This is a genomic window from Bacillus sp. ISL-46, assembly GCF_018613205.1.
Genome location: NZ_JAGGQR010000018.1, coordinates 78058 through 96267, shown reverse-complemented (window position 1 = coordinate 96267; position 18210 = coordinate 78058). Strand labels below are relative to the sequence as shown.

Genomic DNA, 18210 nt, shown 5'->3' with positions numbered 1-18210 from the left:
AAGGTCATTATTGATTTTATAACTTGTTGATTGGAGCGGAAGGCGCGCAGACTCCTGCGGGAGTACGGGGCAGGGGAGACCCCGCAGGAGCAAAGCGACGAGGAGGCTCCCCGGCACGCCCGCGGAAAGCGAAGCGCCTGGAGCGCAAATCAACAGACTAGTTGAAAATCCTATATATTATTATTATAAATTAACGCGGTGAATTATTAAAGAAAGGGAATAAAAGAAAAGGCTATCGAAAGTTTTTCGACAACCTGCCTTCGGTCACTTTTCCCAAGGCTTTTCTAACTGAGTTTACATTTTTCCATAAAGGTCTTCTAATGGCTTCATGATCACTTTGTTTAATTCCCCAATAACCATGCTCATCCGTTGTTCCGCTTGCATAAGCCGAGCAATTTTTTCATTTTGCTGAACGAGTCCAACGGTTGATTGTGCTTGTTGGACCTCTTGTTCTGATATATCCTGCCCCATCATTTGTTTCTGTTGCAGGTCCATTTGGATTTGACGGAACTTATCAAACATCTGTTTTGCTGCTGGATCAGCATTTACCTCTTTATAAGCTTGCTGTAGTTGGGTATATTCTTCACTTTGACGAATGGCTGTTTCTAACGCATAGGCGGAATCATATAAATTTACTGCCACTTGTGTCACTCCTTTTTAATGATGTCTAGCTCCAGCGCCGCTAAACGGGCGCTTCCGCTTTTTTATTCCGAATCAACTATAACAAACTATTCACTTAAATGCGAGAATGTTAATATCACCATCTAGATTAATGTTACATACATTACTATATCAACTAATGCCTATAAGCTCTAGGTAGAAATTGAGGAATGCTTATGTTTTTTCCAATAACTCCAATTACGATTAAACCAATGAAACAAAAAAATAAAAATGACTGCTTTGTGCAAATGTCCAACCAATTGTTTACCAATTTACTAGTGAATCATAACCTTGACTTAAATATCAAATTAGGACACAAGACGATAAATACAAAAGTCAAAACGATTGAAATGGACCCAAATATGATGCTTATACCCGAAAATATCTTAAAAGATTTTTGTCTCCCCATTCAGGACTATAAATTTCAGGCCATCTATCAGCCTGATTTACTCACACTTGAGCTTGGGCCTGTGATTGGACTTTTAACTGATTTCCCTTCAAATGAGGAAGAGGAACCCCATTTTCGTTCTATTCATGCTTTTTGCGAAGAGCTTCATCATGGAATTACCGAGACTGGCGGCTTTTTTTATGTTTTTTCCTATGATCAATTTTTAAATCGTGGGTATTACCTTATAAATGGGAAATGGAGTCCCTTCGAACATCCTTTACCAGATGTTATTTACAACCGAATCCATTCCCGCAAACTTGAACACTCTGAGCCATTCAAACATTTTCGTAAAAGACTTGAAACCTTACTGATTCCACTTTTTAATGAACGCTTTCTTTCAAAATGGGAAGTGTATAATCAAATATTTCACGAGAAACATCTCTTTCCGTTTTTACCCAAAACCAAAATTTATACAAAAGAACACTTATATGAACTTACTCAAGAATTTGAAACGGTATTTATCAAGCCAGTTCATGGCAGTCAAGGCAGAAATATTATGAAATTGAAAAAGGAAGAGGATAGCCAATTCTCTTTACAAACCTCTATCGCTGCTCTTAACGATAGATCTAGAAATAAATATCTCTTAGATGAAGTCCACCAACTTATAAAGCAAATACTCCATAATCGCTTTTATATTGTTCAACAGGGGATTGAGTTAGTTACTTTTGAATCCTGTGCCGTGGACTTTAGAGTCTTGTGTCACAAAAATCTAAACAACCATTGGCAAGTTACCTCGATTGTGGCAAGGGTCGCATCGGAAAATGAGTTCGTTTCCAACATTGCAAGGGGAGGAAGAATTCTCAGACCCTTAAATGTTCTACACACTTGTCTCGGCCATAAAAAATCGATAGAAGTGCTTGCACTTATGAAGGAATTAGCGCTTGAAACGGCTTCGACTATTAGTGGTTCTTCAACAGGGATAACCGGAGAATTAGGGATCGACATCGGGGTCGATCAAGAGGGACAGCTGTGGATAATAGAAGTAAACTCTAAACCTTCTAAAAACTTTGAGGATGGGTTAGGAAAAATTAGGCCGTCTGCTAAGGCGCTCATCCAATTTTGTACGTTGCTTGCATTTGAATCTACAATTGTAAAGGAGGATCATTAAATTGATTGCATTTGGAATAATGACAGTTAGCATGGAAAGTGAACAGTCCTATATAAACGAAATCGCGAACCTTGCAGAATCCTGTGGGATGGAATGCTACCGCTTCATCCCTTCAAAAATAGATCCGCTGACACTTCAAGTAAAAGGGGAAAAATTTAATTCAACTACAAAATCCTGGGTCGACAGTGAATTTCACATTCCAGCGATTATTTATGACCGTTGTTTTTACGGTGATGATGAGCATTCCAAACAATGCATTCCGATTGTATCTTGGCTAAAGACCAGAACTGACATCACCTTTTTAGGATATGGGCTGCCAAATAAACTAGAACTCTATGAAGAATTAAGAAAAACAGTTTTATCGGCTTACTTACCTGTAACTCAATCTGTTTCCGATACTAACATCGTATTAAATGAATTAACAACAAAGAAAAGGATTATTTTAAAGCCCATTAACGGATCGCAAGGGAATGGCATTTACTATTTGAAAAAAAATGAAAAATCCTTTCATGTTAAAACTGAAAAACAAAAGAAGATTATTTCACGGATTTTCCCAAATGAAACGAAGCTAACCCAGTGGTTACAATCGCTCATTTGTAATCGTCAATACTTACTGCAACCTTATCTTGAATTATCAAATAATCAACTGCAGCCCTTCGACATTCGCGTCCTACTGCAAAAAAATATGGATGGGAAATGGAGCGAATTAGGAAGAGGGATTCGTAGAGGAAATACTGGCGGTATTTTATCAAATTTAAGTGCTGGTGGGACCGTCCTCCCCTTTGCCGATTGGTCACCTTCTCTCCCACCTGCTACTAGGGAATATATTAATCAAGAATTAACATACATTCTCACCAATCTTCCTCCTCTTCTTGAAAATGCATTTTTACCATTATTTGAACTCGGAGTAGATATTGGCATAGCGAAAAATGGTTCAATCTGGATTCTGGATGTAAATTCGAAACCTGGGCGAAAAGTGCTCTTGCAAACTCAACCAGACCTTAAAGATTCTCTGAACCTAGCGCCATTGCTTTACGGGAAACACTTAACCCTGATAGATTCAAAAGAAAGGAAGAGCTATTATGAGAAAACATTATCTCATTGAAGTTGCTCAAAATGATCAATTAGTTGTTTTCTGTCCTCCATCATTTCTTAAAGATAAAGAGATCACAAGGATTGCCTTTGGTTCGAGATCCATAGAAGTTGATTTTATCCCTCATCCTGATAAGGATGACCGGGTTTCGATAAGCAGAGAAATTCAAAAAGCACTCCATTTTCCTAATTTCAACACTCCACTGCATGTCTTTTTCAATAATCATAGTCTTATTATCGGTCCACTTGTAGGTATTTTCACAGCGGGATTTACCTCACTACCTTTGGAACCTATTGGTGAAAGAACATTGTTCTTTTCAAAACTTCTATCCGTTAATAAAATGGTGGGTGCTTTACCTTTTGTATTTGGAGAACAGCATATTGATTGGGACCAAGGAATCATAGAAGGGTACATTTTTCAAAATAATGCATGGGAGACGGTTGAAGTGCCTTTTCCTAATGTTATTTATGATCGGCTGCCCAATCGGAGAAGTGAAAATAACCCAAAATTAATTAAGGTGCGTGACCGCTTGCAAAAGGAATACCTTATTCCTTGGTATAATCCGGGATTTTTTAACAAGCTTGATATTCATGAAAGGCTTATTCAAGATGACATAGTTGCAAGCTTCCTACCAGAAACACTGCCATTTACGTCCTTCTCCTCGATCGAGACTATGCTTTCTACCCATGGCCATGTTTTTATTAAACCTAAAAATGGCAGTCTTGGTTTAGGTGTTCACCAAATAATATATGACAAGCACACCGATGATTACTTTTGCCGCTACCAAGATGAAAGTGGTGTAAATCGTTTGCGAAGATTTTCAAGTTTAGAACGATTGATGGGTATCGTATTCGCCAATCAATCACTTGAAAAAATGTTGGTACAGCAGGGCATTAATTTACTCAGAAGCGAATCAAGACCAATTGATTTTCGCGTCCACACGAATAAAGATGATCTGGGAAATTGGCATGTATCAGCGATTGCAGCGAAAATTGCAGGCCCTGGCAGCGTGACCACTCATACAAGAAGCGGTGGTAATGTTAAAACGCTCGAAGAAATATTCTCAGGGGATGAACGTACTTTGTATAAAGAAAGACTCTCCCATGCCGCCCTTCTTTTAAGCAGTTCTTTGGATAGGAATGTAGAAGGCATTATTGGTGAGATTGGTTTTGATTTAGGTATCGACCGAAATGGAGATGTTTGGCTCTTTGAAGCAAATTCAAAACCTGGAAGGACCATCTTTGCTCATCCCGAATTGAAAGATTTTGATTTGCTAACACGAAAATTGTCCATCGCATTTGCTGTCTTTCTTACTGAGCAATCATTATTACACCCAGAGGAGCTATTCACATGAAAGCCAATCAAGCAGGGCCACTGATTGGTATTATGTCAGCGAGAAAATCAAATGGTTCTATTGCGGGTAATGGCCCGCTTTTTATAGCATTACAAAAGAAGCTTATTTCACTTGATGGAATAAGCTTTGTCTTTACTCCGGAAGATGTAGATTCAGATCTTATTACTGGCTATACCTATTCACCAGATAAAAATCACTGGGTTAAGGAAATATTCCCCTATCCAAACCTGGTTTATAATCGGGTTCCTTTCCGAAAGTCAGAACAAAATGAGCAATACCAACGCCTTTTTTCGATTTTAAAGGAGAAAAATATCCCTTTTTTCAATCCATGTTTTATCGATAAATTTGCGTTATATGAATTACTTAAAACCCATCCGTTTTTGCAAACCTTTTTGCCGCAAACAATCCTCATCCAGCAAAAAAAGGACTTGATCACTTTTCTGCAGAAGCAAATAAGCATATATTTAAAACCTGCGCAATCATCAAAAGGAAAAGGGATTTTCCGCTTAAAGTTGATGGGTTCTTCCAAGGTTCAATTAGAAGGAATCTATCTTCAGGAAATTTATAAATCCTTTAATCATTTTTGGGAGAACTGGGGCAAGGAGCTACTTGAGAAAAACTACCTAGCCCAAGAGGAAATAACATCAGCTGAATACGAAGGTAATCGTTTCGACTTTCGTATCCTTGCCCACGCAGATGAAGGTAAGTATATTTTAACTGGGATTGGGATTAGGCAATCACAAGAACAAGGAATTACTACTCATATACCCTCCGGTGGGAGGCTCTTGCCCTATGAAATTTTGCATTCTGAAAAGCATGATCAATTTATCGAAACAATTATCCCTTATATTGGAAGGGCATTATCTGAACGATTTGGCTATTTTGGTGAATTTTCCATCGATGCTGGGGTAAGTAAAACGGGGCAGTACTATATTTACGAGGTAAATTCCAAACCCATGAGCTTTGACGAACACGAAATAGAAGAAAAGAAAATTGAGCAACTTTGCCGCTTATTCTTCCAACTCTCAAATTTTCAGATCTGATGAAAAAATTGACAGAAAATTCTATTTAAAAAATCTCCCAAACAAGTTAAGCTAATAGTAAGTAAATTAAAAGGGGGATTTCACGATGTTAATGCACTTTCAATTCAAGCCATTATTTGAAAATAAAAATATTCCGGGATGGAATTTTTCCTTTTATCATAAAAAGCAAAGAGTCACAGGAATTTATCATCAAACAGGGAATATAGAATGGACAACAAATGTGCCTGAACGAGATGAGATCGAGGCATTATCAAGCCAAATCCATGAGCTGATGCTTTACCATGTTTATGAATAATGTAATACCGGGATCTTTAAAGTGTATGAAAACTCACCTTTTCCACAAACTAGAAATAGTTTACGGAAAGGGATGATGGTTATGGATAAAGGAAAAGACAAGGTAACGGATTTAGGTTCTGCTTATGAAGGCAGAGATAAGGTGTTCATGGATGTGGACCGTATGATTAACGAAGGCATGTCTGGTGGTGCCGTTCATTCCCGCCATGATACAACTAATATCGAAGAAGCTCATGAGTTCCTTGAAGAACAACCACCCTATGAATGCGATTAATCGATATTACCACCATATATGATAGGCTAGCCCGCATTAACAAAGGCTAGCCTTTATTATTTTCTTGCTTTTATCAACTACTGGTATAATAAATGAATCAAGTAAATATTAAAAAACGGGGAAATCAACCATGTTAAAAAAATTGTTGTCTATTTATGAGAATTCCATTTTGTTTCCAGTTAAGCCAGTAAATCCCTCTGAACAATTTTATATCTTCTATAATGAGATTGAAAACGAATGGATCGCCATTCCTAAAGCTGTGGTAACTGAAAAGGAATTAACCCTCCTTAAAACAATTTACCAATTAGTTGAATATAAAAATCCTGCGAGCAACTCCGCTGCGAAGGGATGGGATACCTATTTATTATTGGATGGTCCTCTCCCTACTAGTAAACCTGAGACGTATCTTCGTTTCATTCAGTTTCAATTTAACAGCGATGATACGAACCAAAGCGAAATTGAGTCTGCCTTAAAAGGTTTTTTTTCTGAAGAAGTCATAGTCATCTGGGAAAACAGCAATCGAGGTATTGTCATTGAAGCAGGCAGCGCAATTGCTCTGAGAGAAGAAGATTTGATTTCAATGACTGAAACAGTAGAAAGCGATTTTTATGTAAAAATTTCTTTTTTTATCGGAAAGTTCCATCCTTTTTCCAATCAACTCCGCGCAAAATATCTTCAGGAGAAAGAATACTTCTCTTTTGGGATTGCGAATCTTGTGACCCACTTGAATATCTTTACATTTGAGCGTGTTTTCCCAGCCTATTTAGCTTTTCACTTGCCGGCTGATTTAAAACAAATGGTCAATCAAGTAATCTTTGGGGTCTTTACTGAAGACACAGAGATGTATTCAACAATAAAAGTCTTTCTTGAGAATAATTTAAATGCCAGCTTAACGGCAAAAAAATTGTATATTCATAGAAATACACTTCAATACCGGATCGATAAATTCATCGATAAATCTGGAATCCAATTAAAGGATTTTTACGGTGCCTTTACAGTGTTTTTAGCGTGTTTACTATTTGAGCAGAGTCTAGCAAAGTAACAACCTGCCCAAAAAAGCGCTTTCAATCTTTGTGCACTCTGTCCATACTGATTTTTGCTCTCTAATTGTACAATATTGTTAACAAGATAAAGGGAGGATTTACTAATGGCAGAGTTAAAATTAGATCACATTTATAAAATTTATGATAATAAAGTAACCGCAGTTCAAGACTTCAATTTACATATTGAGGATAAAGAATTTATCGTATTTGTTGGACCATCTGGGTGCGGAAAATCTACTACACTTCGAATGATTGCTGGTCTTGAAGATATTTCAAAAGGTGATTTTTACATTGATGGTAAAAGAGTGAACGACGTAGCACCGAAAGATCGTGATATCGCCATGGTTTTCCAAAACTACGCTCTTTATCCACACATGACGGTATATGATAACATGGCATTCGGTTTAAAACTGCGCAAGTTCCCTAAAGATGAAATTGATCGTCGTGTACAAGATGCTGCAAAAATTCTTGGTTTAGAGGCTTACTTAACCCGTAAACCTAAAGCTCTATCTGGTGGACAGCGTCAGCGTGTAGCATTAGGACGTGCCATTGTCCGTGATGCAAAGGTATTCTTAATGGATGAACCTTTATCAAATCTAGACGCAAAGCTTCGTGTTCAAATGCGTGCTGAAATTGCAAAACTTCACCGCCGCTTAGATACAACTACTATCTATGTTACGCACGATCAAACTGAAGCAATGACAATGGCTACTCGACTAGTTGTTATGAAGGATGGTGTCATTCAACAAGTTGGTTCACCTAAAGAAGTGTATGAAAAGCCTGAGAATGTCTTTGTCGGTGGCTTTATCGGCTCTCCAGCAATGAACTTCTTTAACGGAAAACTAGAAGATGGAAAATTTGTGATTGGAAAAACATCTTTAGCCGTTCCAGAAGGAAAAATGAAATATCTTCGTGAACAAGGCTATGTTGGAAAATCAATCATTCTTGGAACTCGCCCTGAAGATATTCATGATGAGCCAGTTTTCATTGATGCGTCTGCAGGTACAAAAATTAATGCTAACGTTGATGTTGCAGAGTTAACTGGCGCAGAATTAATGATCTATTCAAGTATTGGCGGCCAAGATTTCGTAGCCCGCGTTGACTCCCGTGGAGATATTCATCCTGGCGATACTTTAGAACTAGCAATTGATATGAACAAAGCACATTTCTTTGATGTTGAAACAGAATCACGAATCCGCCCATAATAAGAACCGATAAGCCCCGTTCACGAAACGGGGCTTATTCTTTTATAAAAAATACTTCTTCTTTATTACAGGAAGGACATCGATACAAATGGGGACACTTTTGACCTGAATTTGTATCAGGATACCCATCCTCCATCTTCATTAGATCTATTTCCATGTATGGACTATAATCATCATAGAAATCCATAAGACGTCCATTCTCCATCATAGGCTCACCGCAACTTGGACATAATAAGTAAGCTTCCCGAAAACCATTACATACTGGGCATACTGACATACAAATCACCCTTTTGTTTAATTGATAATCTTAGTTTGTGTTAACTTGCAAGCCATATGTGGTGGAATCAATTACCAATTAGATTCTTGAATAAGTCTTTCCGTTTTAATCATAATAAGTATTACAAAGCAAGCAACACCTACTTACAACGATGGATGAAACCAAAAAGGGTAATAGCCGGTGCAAGTCCGACTCATCCAACCAAACAAAAGACAATGAATGAATCTCCAATTTGTAGAAGCTTATCAAAAGTAACATTGATAACATGGGTTAGGCCAAGGCGGCAATGGTTTAATCTCCATTATGGTTCAACTCCATACTGACCCCAAACTTATTAAGAGGAGTGTTATTCAACTATGGCAAGTAACAACAACTCTAATCAACTTCTAGTACCAGGCGTCGAGCAAGCTCTTAGTCAAATGAAGTATGAAATTGCTTCAGAATTTGGTGTAAATCTTGGTGCTGACACTACTTCACGTGCCAACGGATCTGTTGGAGGAGAAATTACAAAGCGTCTTGTAGCAATGGCTGAGTCTCAACTTGGCGGATTCCAACGCTAATTTTTAGAAAAACCCAGTAAATACAAATAAATATTATGGCTAAGCCCCCTCCTTTTGGAGGGGGCTTTCATTTTGTTTAAATCATATTTTCAGGCATGACCCATTTTGAAAACTGGTCTTCTGTAACATAACCTATTTTTATAGCCGCTTCCCTTAATGAGCAATTATCTTTATAAGCAAGCTTGGCAATTTCTGCTGCCTTTTCATAGCCAATATGAGGATTTAACGCTGTAACCAACATCAAAGATCGGTTTACATGCTCTTTGATCATCTCTTCATTGGCTTGAAGACCTAAGGCACAATTTTTATTAAAAGAAATAATTCCATCCGAAAGGAGCCTGATTGATTGGATAAAATTATTAATTATAACTGGTTTAAACACATTTAACTCAAAATTCCCTTGGCTTGCAGCAAAACCGATGGCGGCGTCATTCCCAAAAACCTGGCACGCAATCATCGTCAACGCTTCACTCTGAGTAGGATTAACCTTCCCCGGCATAATTGAGCTCCCTGGCTCATTTGCGGGTATGCTAAGTTCACCGATTCCACTGCGCGGCCCACTAGCAAGCCAACGGACATCATTAGCCATTTTCATTAAATCAGCTGCCAAAGCTTTTAGCGCCCCATGAACATGAACAATTTCATCGTGACTTGTTAATGCGTGAAATTTATTTCCAGAGGAACGGAATGGATAACCTGTGAGCATGGAAATCTGCTCGGCAGCCTTGTCTCCAAACTGTGAGGGAGCATTGATTCCTGTACCAACCGCTGTCCCTCCTATCGCCAAATCAAGCAGATACTGGCTTGCCTCTGTTATCATCCTTTCACATTTTTCAAGCATTACCCGCCATCCGCTGATCTCTTGTCCCAGCGTTAGTGGTGTTGCATCCTGCAAATGAGTTCTCCCTATTTTGATTATTTTTGAAAAATCCTTCTCTTTTACAAGCAGCGTGTTTTTTAATTCTGAAATAGCAGGAAGGAGATCCTCAACTATTTTTGTATAGGCAGCAATATGCATTGCTGTTGGAAAGGTGTCATTGGAGCTTTGCGACATATTGACATCATCATTCGGATGGACTTTTTCAAGATTGGCTTCTTGCTCTTTTAAATATTCATTCGCCCGATTGGCAATGACTTCATTGACGTTCATATTGGATTGAGTACCACTGCCTGTTTGCCAAACTACCAATGGGAAATGTTCATCTATCTCTCCGTTATGAATAGAATCACATACTTTTATGATTGCTTTCATTTTCCTTTCGCTGAGTTTTCCTAATTGAAAATTGACGATTGCGGCAGCTTTTTTAATAAAAACCAGACCATAAATTAATTCCAATGGCATCTTTTCGGTGCCAATTTTAAAATTTTCCTTACTTCGTTGTGTTTGCGCACCCCAATATTTATCTACTGGCACACGAACCTCACCAAGCGTATCTTTTTCGATTCGATAATTCTCCACGTGTCATCCACACCTCACAAATTCGTATACTTCAATATATATACCCATTCCTATCCATATTATTAAAGTAATAGCAATTTACTATAAAAAAACTGCAGACACTTGTCTGCAGTTAATAATTTAATGTTTAATGATTGTATATCCGATATAATAAGAAAGGATTAAAAAACTACCGATCAATAGTACTACTGAATACTCTGACATATACATCCCACCCCGATATTATTTAAATACTTAAACATTTTTAAAATATCACAAGCGGCGGGTTTGACAAGTGATGATGATTACACATTATTGAATAAGAGGTGAACTTTTTGTGAACATTTGCCTTTTTGGTGCAACGGGCAGAGTAGGCTCGATCATTTTACAAAATGCTATGTCCCAGCAACATTCTATAACTGCACTAGTGAGAGATATGAAAAAGCTAAATAGTAATGGTGCAGGTCTTGAGATTAAGAGAGGTAATGTACTAAATGAGACAGATATTGCTAATAGCTTAACTGGTTCAGATGTGGTCATTAGTGCATTAAATACAAATGGCACCACCACACTGTCTGAATCGATGCCATTAATCATTAAACATATGAAAGAGCAGGAAATAAAACGAATTATTACAATTGGTACAGCAGGAATTCTGCAGGCTCGTTCTGCCCCCCATTTATATCGTTTTCAATCGTCTGAGTCGAAACGGAAAAGCACTCGTGATGCGGAGGAACATTTAAAAGCCTATTTAATGCTAAAAGATTCTGGACTTGATTGGACGGTTGTATGTCCTACCTACTTGCCTGTAGGTGAAAGAAAAGGGGATTACAGGTACGAAAAAGACTTTCTACCTGATCATCCTTCTTCCATCTCGATTTATGATACGGCTGATTTCGCCTTTCAACAGCTATTTAACAATCAATTTATTGGCTCACGTGTAGGACTTACTTATTGAAAAAAGACCCCTTAATACATTTCGTTAAGGGGTTCACTACTTCTTAACGACCTATCTCTCTAATATTGTTTTTCCTATCCTGCCAGATCTGTGCTGCCCTGCTGAAGTTGGTACATCTGATAATATTTCCCCTTATTCCCCATCAATTCATCATGTGATCCCTTTTCAACGATCGTCCCTCGATCCAATACAATTATTTGATCGGCATTTCGAATCGTTGATAACCTGTGGGCAATGATAAAGGTTGTTCTCCCTTTCTTCAGGACATCCATAGCCTCTTGTATCACTGCTTCCGTCTCTGTATCAATACTAGAAGTGGCTTCGTCAAGAATTAGAATCGCAGGATTAAAGCTAAGCGCGCGGGCAAAGGAGATTAACTGCCGCTGCCCGCTCGAAAGGGTGCTTCCTTTCTCAAGAACAGGTTCATCATACCCATTTTCTAAATTTTTGAATACCTTTTCTGCTCCAACATCCTTTAATGCTTTCTCGATTTTTTCTTTTGTAATCGAAGGATCATTAAGACTTACATTGGAAGCAATCGTTCCTGTAAATAGATAGGGATCCTGTAAAACGATGCCCATATGGTTTCGGATCGTTTGACGTGGGATGGATTCAATATCCCTTCCATCAATCGTAATTTTCCCCTTTTGACAATCATAAAAGCGGAAAAGTAAATTCATGATCGAACTTTTTCCAGAACCTGTATGACCAACGAGGGCAACTGTTTCACCTTGCTTCGCTTCAAAATCAATATTCTTTAGCACGAATTCTCCTTCTTTATATCCAAACGAAACATGATCAAATCTTACATTCCCTTTAAAACGAGCAATCCGCTCACCACTAACATTTTCCCCTGGCTCATCCATCAACTTGAATACTCGTTCACCAGCCACAAGTGCCTGCTCTAAATTAGCCAATTGATTGACAATCCCCTGAACAGGTTGGAAAAGGCGGTTGATGTAATCAACAAAGGCATATAGCATCCCAAGTGATAGGATAGTAGAAGTATTCAGTGCCTGGCCCCCGAAATACCAAATAAATGCCACAAAAATGAGATTTCTTAATATCCCAACCAGATTATGAGAGGTTAATGCATTTAAACTTAATAGCTTATTCTGGTACGCAAAATGCTCATGGTTTAGTTTTTCAAAATCTGCTTTTGTTTCTTTTTCGCGACTGAACGCCTGAATAATACTCATCCCTTGGATGGATTCATTGATGGTTGCATTTATATCGCTATTCCTGGACCGGATGACACGGTTATATTTAGAAGCAAACTTCCGGTATATTAGCATCCATGCATATAGAATCGGCAATAATAACAAACAAATCGCTGCAAGCTTTCCATTCAAAATAAACAAGGCAACATATATACCGGTAATATATATGGCACTAGTAAAAAAGGTAGCAAGAACAGTAACATATAACTCCCGGATTGCTTCTGTATCATTTGTGATTCTTGCTACCACTTTACCTGCAGGCAAATTATCAAAATAATGAATCGGCAGCCGTTGTATCTGACCATAGACATCTTCACGCATTTTTTGGATGATACGGTTGGCTGATTTTTGTAATAAAAAACGTTCTCCGTATTGAAAAACGGCTGATACAACCAAGAGTCCAAAATAGATAGCCAATAGTTGAAAGATAGCTGGAATCTCTGGCTGGTAAAAGGACAATATTTCAGACCCCTTTAGGGTTTTCGCCTTATATTCCGCTTTTTGCACACCCTTTTTAATCACCAAAGTCCCTTCTATTAAGCTTCTCTTTCCATCAAATTCAAGTTTTTGGTCAATGAAAACGAACTTGGAACCGACTTGCAAAATTTGAATTTGTTTTCCCTTTTGTTCTGATTTAGATAAATACTTTTCTCTTGTGTAAAATTTACCGTCATAATTCACTGCCCGATTGCCACTTGTCGTTTCATACCAAACAGATTCAATCCCTAATATATGCTGATCAATAATATTTTTAGCAATAAACGGTCCTGCAAGGTCGGTTCCGACAGAAATGGTCAGCATGAGCAATGCTGCTATGATTATTTTTTTATAAGCAAAAGCGTACCTAGTTAATCGCTTCCCTGTTGTCATGCTGATACCCCTTCCTCTACATTACCTGCAATCTGTTGGCGGATAAATTGTTCCTTATACCACCCATCTTGTTCAATGAGCTGCTCATGTGTCCCCTCTTCAACAATTTTGCCTTCATCAAGGACGATAATATGGTCTGCGTGCTCGATAGCAGACATTCGGTGAGTGGTAATAATGGTTGTTTTATCTGTTCTTACTAGGCGGATATTATCAATAATTTGTTTTTCTGTTTTCGCATCAACGGCTGATAAGGAATCATCGAGAATTAGGATAACTGGATTTTTGATAAGCGCGCGGGCAATCGAGATACGTTGTTTTTGTCCTCCTGATAAGGCCACACCCTTTTCACCTACGAGCGTAGCTAATCCTTCTGGAAGCATTTCAAGATCCTTACGGAACGCCGCTAAATCTATGGCTGTTTCTAACTCTTCGTCGCTGGCATCTGTCCTGCCAAAAAGAATATTGTCTTTCACACTTCGAGAAAACAGGACATGATCTTGGGGCACATAACCAATCCAGTTGCGGACTTGATTCAATGTTTGTTCCTCTAATGATACCCCAGAAATGGATACCTCACCGGTTCCAAGTGGATATTGCCTTAATAACTGCTTAATAAAGGTGGTCTTTCCTGAGCCCGTTTTACCTACAATTCCTAATGTCTGCCCCTGAAGAAGTTTAACATCCACATTTTTTAGATTGTCATTTTTAGAAGATGGATACCTGAAGGTTACCATTTGATAATCAATACGATCCGCTGTAGCGATTGCAACAGGTTCGAGTGGATTGCCGACTTCTACCTTATAATTAAGTGTCTCATTCACACGGTCTAGTGAAGCATTCCCTCTTTGCATCACATTGATTAACTCACCAATAGCAAACATTGGCCATATCAGCATCCCTAAATACACATTAAAGGAAACCAGATTGCCTAATGTAATCGTTTGATGGAAAACCAAATAAGCACCATACCCGAGACCAATTAAATAGCTTATTCCTACAAGCACCTTTATCGTGGGATCAAATAGGGCATCAATTTTTGCAACCCTAATATTCTTATGATAAACATCCTCCGTGAGTTGATGAAACCGATTACTATCGGCCACTTCTTGAACATAAGCACGGATGACCCTAACTCCTGCGACAGATTCAAGCACCCTGTCATTCAGTTCACCGAAAGCGTCCTGCGCTTCCATAAAGCGAGTATGAATCCTTTTCCCATAAATTTTCATTAAAATGGCCATTAATGGCAGCGGGATAATGGCAGCTAATGTTAACTTCCAACTAATGAAAAGTCCCATTGTCAACAGCAAGGTTAACATCCAGACGCTAGAATCCACTAGAGTTAGGATCCCAAAACCTGCTGTAATGGAGATGGCTTTTAAATCATTTGTAGCACGTGCCATTAAGTCCCCTGTTCGATTTTTTTCATAAAATCCCGGGGTCATTTTTAATAAGTGCTTGACAAATCGAGACCTGAGTTTCCTTTCAACGAGGAAGGCCCCCCCAAATAAACGATACATCCATACATAGGTGACCGCATAGGATGACACCATGATTAATAAAAGGATACCGAGGTACCTAAGAATTTTCTGTTTACTTATAATACCGACATGAATATCATCAATCGCCATTCCAATTAATTTTGGCGGCATCACATCCAATATACCGACTAAAATTAATAGCGTTATTGCTGTCACATATCGCTGCCAATTTTCTCTAAAAAACCAACTTAATTTTTTTAATACCGCAAACATAACTGACTGCCCCCTTATGTTTTACTATCCGCCTTCTAGCGCCTCCGTTGTATTTCCAATCCTGACTAATTCTAAATTTCCCATCAAATTTACCTCCCTTAAGCACTTTTATCTATAAAAAAAGACATACCGCAGTAGTGCAGTATGCCTCCTTTTAAAAAAAGGGACTAAAAAACACAAATTACGTATCAAAAAAAACGCAACCTGTGTTTTTGTCATTTATTAATTTTCGCGTCTAAAATTAACAGGAAAATTCTTCAGGACAGGTTACATTCAAATATTCAATTGGTAAAAAAGCTTGATTGAATTTAATCATTTTTGTAACCCTCCCTTTCCTTTTTTTTCTTCTTTTGTTAGATTATCACCAGTTTATTTAAAAGTCAATTCCCATTTTTCAGAATTGTTTTATCTATTGTCTATTACGATAAAAATATTAGTGACCCTTACCATTCCCTTTATTCATCCATTTCTTCTTCCACTTTTCCTTTTGTTTATTCCACTTCTCTTCCCATTTCTGAACCTCATTATTAAAGTTCTCTTGAAAATTACCTCGTCTCTTCGCCTCTTCTTCCTGCCTTTTCTTCTCTATCAATGAAGCAATATGTGGGACATTAAAGCTTTCCGATGGTGCATTCTTTAGTGCCTCCGTCATCACTTCACGAAAAACAACCGCCGAACCTTTATTACTTATTGGAGTTACATAATGATTAGCATCTGTTTTATCATAGCCAACCCAGATGGCTCCAACCAGCTGTGGTGTATAACCGACAAACCATTGGTCCTTTACACCATTGATTCCCTTGATTGGAACCTGAGTTGAACCTGTTTTCCCTGCCGTTTCTCGGCCGGGTATTTGTGCAGCACTTCCTGTTCCTTGTTCAACTACACCAAGGAGCATTGTTGTCATATTATCGGTAACAGCTTTTGTAGTGACTCGCTCCTTTTTGGTTTTCCACTCGGCGATTACATTCCCGTCTGCATCCACAATTTTCTTGATTGCATGGGTCTTCACTCTTACACCATGATTCGGAAAAACAGCAAAGGCTTCCGCCATGTTCAGGGGAGAGACTCCTTTATGCAAGCCTCCCAAGGCAAGGGATAGATTGCGGTCATTTTTGTCCAATGAAATTCCAAACCGTTTGATAGAATCTAATCCTTCTTCGATTCCCAGCTCATTTAATAACCATACAGCTGAAACATTTTTTGATTCTTTAACGGCTTCATACATCGGCACTTCTCCAGCATATTGATGATCGTAATTACTCGGTTGATAATCGCCAAAAGTCATCGGTTCGTCTTTTAACATATCGGAAATTCCCCAGCCATTTTCCAGTGCAGGTGTATAAACAGCTAATGGCTTAAAGGAGGAACCTGGCTGTGCTTCTAATTGTGAAGCACGATTATAGCCCCTAAAGGTGTGTTTCCCTCGACCGCCAACAATGGCCCTGATCCCCCCTGTCTTTGGATCAACTAATACTCCGCCACTCTGTATAAGGCGATCTTTTCCTTCTGGAAATAACGCCTCATTTTGAAACGTCTTTTCCATGGCAGTTTGCATCGTTGGTTCCAGCTCTGTATAAATTTGAAAGCCGCCTGTTAGTAATTCATCCTGTGATAATCCATATTGGTTTATTGCTTCATCTAATACCTGATCAACATAGTATGGGAATTTACCTCGGAACGGGTCCCCTCCCCTATCGTTCAAAACCACTTTTTCATGCTTCGCCTTCCCATATTGCTGACTCGAAATATACCCTTGTTTTCGCATTTGAGTTAATACTAGATTTCGCCTTTCAGTCGCTTTCTCCATATGTTCGTACGGATTTAAGGCAGATGGCGCTTTAATTAACCCTGCAAGTAAGGCAGATTCACTGATTGATAGGTCTTTCACTTCTTTGGCAAAATATTTGCTGGCGGCAGTTTTTATTCCCCATGCACCATTTCCAAAGTAGATTTGATTTAAATACATTTGGAGGATTTCGGGTTTCGAATACTCCCGTTCAATCTGCAGTGCTAAAAAAACTTCCTCCATCTTCCTGTTTAAAGTTTTTTGTGATGTAAGTAGAGTATTCTTTGTCAATTGTTGAGTAATGGTACTGCCGCCTTCGACCATTCCCCCTGCTTTTAAGTCACGGATGAGTGCCCTAGAGGTTCCAATTAGATCGACACCCTTATGTTGATAAAACCGATGATCCTCAATGGCAATGATGGCATTTTTCATTGAATCAGGGACCTGCTTGATTGAGACGCCTTCATTTTTATTGGCCGACACTTTACTCGCTACATCCTCGTTTACATCATAAAACACGGTTGCTTGGGGCAGCTCGTTTTTAAGTCCAGAAATATCTGCATCCTTGGAAAAATAATAAAGAAGACCGAAAAAACTTAAGACGAGTACCAATACTGATAGCACTAATATTTGTAGTAAGTGCCACTTTTTCCAATTTGTAAAAATGGCACTTACTTTATCTTTAAATACCAAATGAAAAACATCCTTTAACTGTAATCTATAACAGGTATACTTTTTGATTATGGAGTTGATTTTATGATGGTTTTCTATGAATGATAACTCCACCGATTAGTATTCCACAAAAAAGAAAAAAGATGGACA

Annotated in this window: 16 protein-coding genes; 10 read left to right on the top strand and 6 right to left on the bottom strand. The window is 38.4% G+C overall.

What is annotated here, in order from left to right; all coding sequences use genetic code 11:
* Window positions 1-294: 294 nt before the first annotated feature.
* Window positions 295-642 (bottom strand): YlbF/YmcA family competence regulator, encoded by a 348-nt coding sequence (locus tag J7E67_RS12555; RefSeq protein WP_168242412.1) that lies wholly within the window; start codon window positions 640-642, stop codon window positions 295-297.
* A 194-nt stretch (window positions 643-836) separates the two neighbouring features.
* On the opposite strand from J7E67_RS12555, the gene J7E67_RS12550 reads away from it, so the two are divergent.
* The 8 genes from J7E67_RS12550 (at window position 837) to J7E67_RS12515 (ending at window position 8522) form a co-directional block, all read left to right on the top strand.
* Complete coding sequence (locus J7E67_RS12550) at window positions 837-2216, top strand: YheC/YheD family endospore coat-associated protein (RefSeq protein ID WP_214713245.1); 1380 nt, start codon at window positions 837-839, stop codon at window positions 2214-2216.
* 1 nt (window position 2217) lies between these two features.
* The gene (locus tag J7E67_RS12545) at window positions 2218-3321 is read left to right on the top strand and encodes a YheC/YheD family endospore coat-associated protein (RefSeq protein ID WP_214713246.1); all 1104 of its coding nucleotides are present in this window, start codon (window positions 2218-2220) and stop codon (window positions 3319-3321) included.
* Window positions 3299-4663: a YheC/YheD family endospore coat-associated protein gene (locus tag J7E67_RS12540; protein ID WP_214713247.1), complete on the top strand. Its 1365-nt coding sequence runs from the start codon at window positions 3299-3301 to the stop codon at window positions 4661-4663. Before J7E67_RS12545 ends, J7E67_RS12540 begins: the two co-directional genes overlap by 23 nt.
* Window positions 4660-5706 (top strand): YheC/YheD family endospore coat-associated protein, encoded by a 1047-nt coding sequence (locus tag J7E67_RS12535; RefSeq protein ID WP_214713248.1) that lies wholly within the window; start codon window positions 4660-4662, stop codon window positions 5704-5706. Before J7E67_RS12540 ends, J7E67_RS12535 begins: the two co-directional genes overlap by 4 nt.
* A gap of 85 nt (window positions 5707-5791) precedes the next feature.
* The gene (locus J7E67_RS12530; protein ID WP_088085981.1) at window positions 5792-6001 is read left to right on the top strand and encodes a YheE family protein; all 210 of its coding nucleotides are present in this window, start codon (window positions 5792-5794) and stop codon (window positions 5999-6001) included.
* Window positions 6002-6082: 81 nt separating this feature from the next.
* Complete coding sequence (locus J7E67_RS12525; RefSeq protein ID WP_214713369.1) at window positions 6083-6274, top strand: hypothetical protein; 192 nt, start codon at window positions 6083-6085, stop codon at window positions 6272-6274.
* 130 nt (window positions 6275-6404) lie between these two features.
* Window positions 6405-7316 (top strand): PucR family transcriptional regulator, encoded by a 912-nt coding sequence (locus J7E67_RS12520; protein ID WP_214713249.1) that lies wholly within the window; start codon window positions 6405-6407, stop codon window positions 7314-7316.
* A gap of 105 nt (window positions 7317-7421) precedes the next feature.
* The gene (locus J7E67_RS12515; protein ID WP_214713250.1) at window positions 7422-8522 is read left to right on the top strand and encodes an ABC transporter ATP-binding protein; all 1101 of its coding nucleotides are present in this window, start codon (window positions 7422-7424) and stop codon (window positions 8520-8522) included.
* Window positions 8523-8556: 34 nt separating this feature from the next.
* Here J7E67_RS12515 and J7E67_RS31275 read toward each other — a convergent pair whose 3' ends face one another.
* Window positions 8557-8799 (bottom strand): hypothetical protein, encoded by a 243-nt coding sequence (locus J7E67_RS31275; protein WP_251026727.1) that lies wholly within the window; start codon window positions 8797-8799, stop codon window positions 8557-8559.
* Between the two features lie 356 nt (window positions 8800-9155).
* Between J7E67_RS31275 and J7E67_RS12510 the strand changes: the two genes are divergently transcribed.
* The gene (locus J7E67_RS12510) at window positions 9156-9359 is read left to right on the top strand and encodes an alpha/beta-type small acid-soluble spore protein (RefSeq protein WP_026566044.1); all 204 of its coding nucleotides are present in this window, start codon (window positions 9156-9158) and stop codon (window positions 9357-9359) included.
* A 76-nt stretch (window positions 9360-9435) separates the two neighbouring features.
* Here the strand turns inward: J7E67_RS12510 and fumC are convergent, their stop codons facing one another.
* The gene (gene fumC / locus J7E67_RS12505) at window positions 9436-10818 is read right to left on the bottom strand and encodes a class II fumarate hydratase (protein WP_214713251.1); all 1383 of its coding nucleotides are present in this window, start codon (window positions 10816-10818) and stop codon (window positions 9436-9438) included.
* A 316-nt stretch (window positions 10819-11134) separates the two neighbouring features.
* Here fumC and J7E67_RS12500 point away from each other — a divergent pair, with 316 nt between their 5' ends.
* On the top strand, window positions 11135-11755 hold the full coding sequence (locus tag J7E67_RS12500; RefSeq protein WP_214713252.1) for an NAD(P)-dependent oxidoreductase: 621 nt from the start codon (window positions 11135-11137) through the stop codon (window positions 11753-11755).
* 74 nt (window positions 11756-11829) lie between these two features.
* On the opposite strand, the gene J7E67_RS12495 is transcribed toward J7E67_RS12500, so the two are convergent.
* The 3 genes from J7E67_RS12495 to J7E67_RS12485 all read right to left on the bottom strand — a co-directional run bounded on the left by J7E67_RS12495 (window position 11830) and on the right by J7E67_RS12485 (window position 18081).
* Window positions 11830-13845 (bottom strand): ABC transporter ATP-binding protein, encoded by a 2016-nt coding sequence (locus J7E67_RS12495; RefSeq protein ID WP_214732029.1) that lies wholly within the window; start codon window positions 13843-13845, stop codon window positions 11830-11832.
* Entirely contained in the window at window positions 13842-15599 is a 1758-nt protein-coding gene (locus J7E67_RS12490; RefSeq protein ID WP_214713254.1) for an ABC transporter ATP-binding protein, read from the bottom strand. The genes J7E67_RS12495 and J7E67_RS12490 overlap by 4 nt, the downstream gene beginning before the upstream one ends.
* A 433-nt stretch (window positions 15600-16032) precedes the next feature.
* Window positions 16033-18081, bottom strand: a complete 2049-nt coding sequence (locus J7E67_RS12485; RefSeq protein ID WP_214713255.1) for a transglycosylase domain-containing protein — start codon at window positions 18079-18081, stop codon at window positions 16033-16035.
* Between the last annotated feature and the right edge of the window lie 129 nt (window positions 18082-18210).

Excerpts from the sequence above, each read along its gene's own strand:
- J7E67_RS12510 (WP_026566044.1), top strand. The coding sequence starts at position 9,156 with ATGGCAAGTAACAACAACTCTAATCAACTTCTAGTACCAGGCGTCGAG.
- J7E67_RS31275 (WP_251026727.1), bottom strand. The coding sequence starts at position 8,799 with ATGTCAGTATGCCCAGTATGTAATGGTTTTCGGGAAGCTTACTTATTA.
- J7E67_RS12525 (WP_214713369.1), top strand. The coding sequence starts at position 6,083 with ATGGATAAAGGAAAAGACAAGGTAACGGATTTAGGTTCTGCTTATGAA.
- J7E67_RS12530 (WP_088085981.1), top strand. The coding sequence starts at position 5,792 with ATGTTAATGCACTTTCAATTCAAGCCATTATTTGAAAATAAAAATATT.
- J7E67_RS12495 (WP_214732029.1), bottom strand. The coding sequence starts at position 13,845 with ATGACAACAGGGAAGCGATTAACTAGGTACGCTTTTGCTTATAAAAAA.
- J7E67_RS12535 (WP_214713248.1), top strand. The coding sequence starts at position 4,660 with ATGAAAGCCAATCAAGCAGGGCCACTGATTGGTATTATGTCAGCGAGA.
- J7E67_RS12515 (WP_214713250.1), top strand. The coding sequence starts at position 7,422 with ATGGCAGAGTTAAAATTAGATCACATTTATAAAATTTATGATAATAAA.
- J7E67_RS12520 (WP_214713249.1), top strand. The coding sequence starts at position 6,405 with ATGTTAAAAAAATTGTTGTCTATTTATGAGAATTCCATTTTGTTTCCA.
- J7E67_RS12490 (WP_214713254.1), bottom strand. The coding sequence starts at position 15,599 with ATGTTTGCGGTATTAAAAAAATTAAGTTGGTTTTTTAGAGAAAATTGG.
- J7E67_RS12550 (WP_214713245.1), top strand. The coding sequence starts at position 837 with ATGTTTTTTCCAATAACTCCAATTACGATTAAACCAATGAAACAAAAA.
- J7E67_RS12540 (WP_214713247.1), top strand. The coding sequence starts at position 3,299 with ATGAGAAAACATTATCTCATTGAAGTTGCTCAAAATGATCAATTAGTT.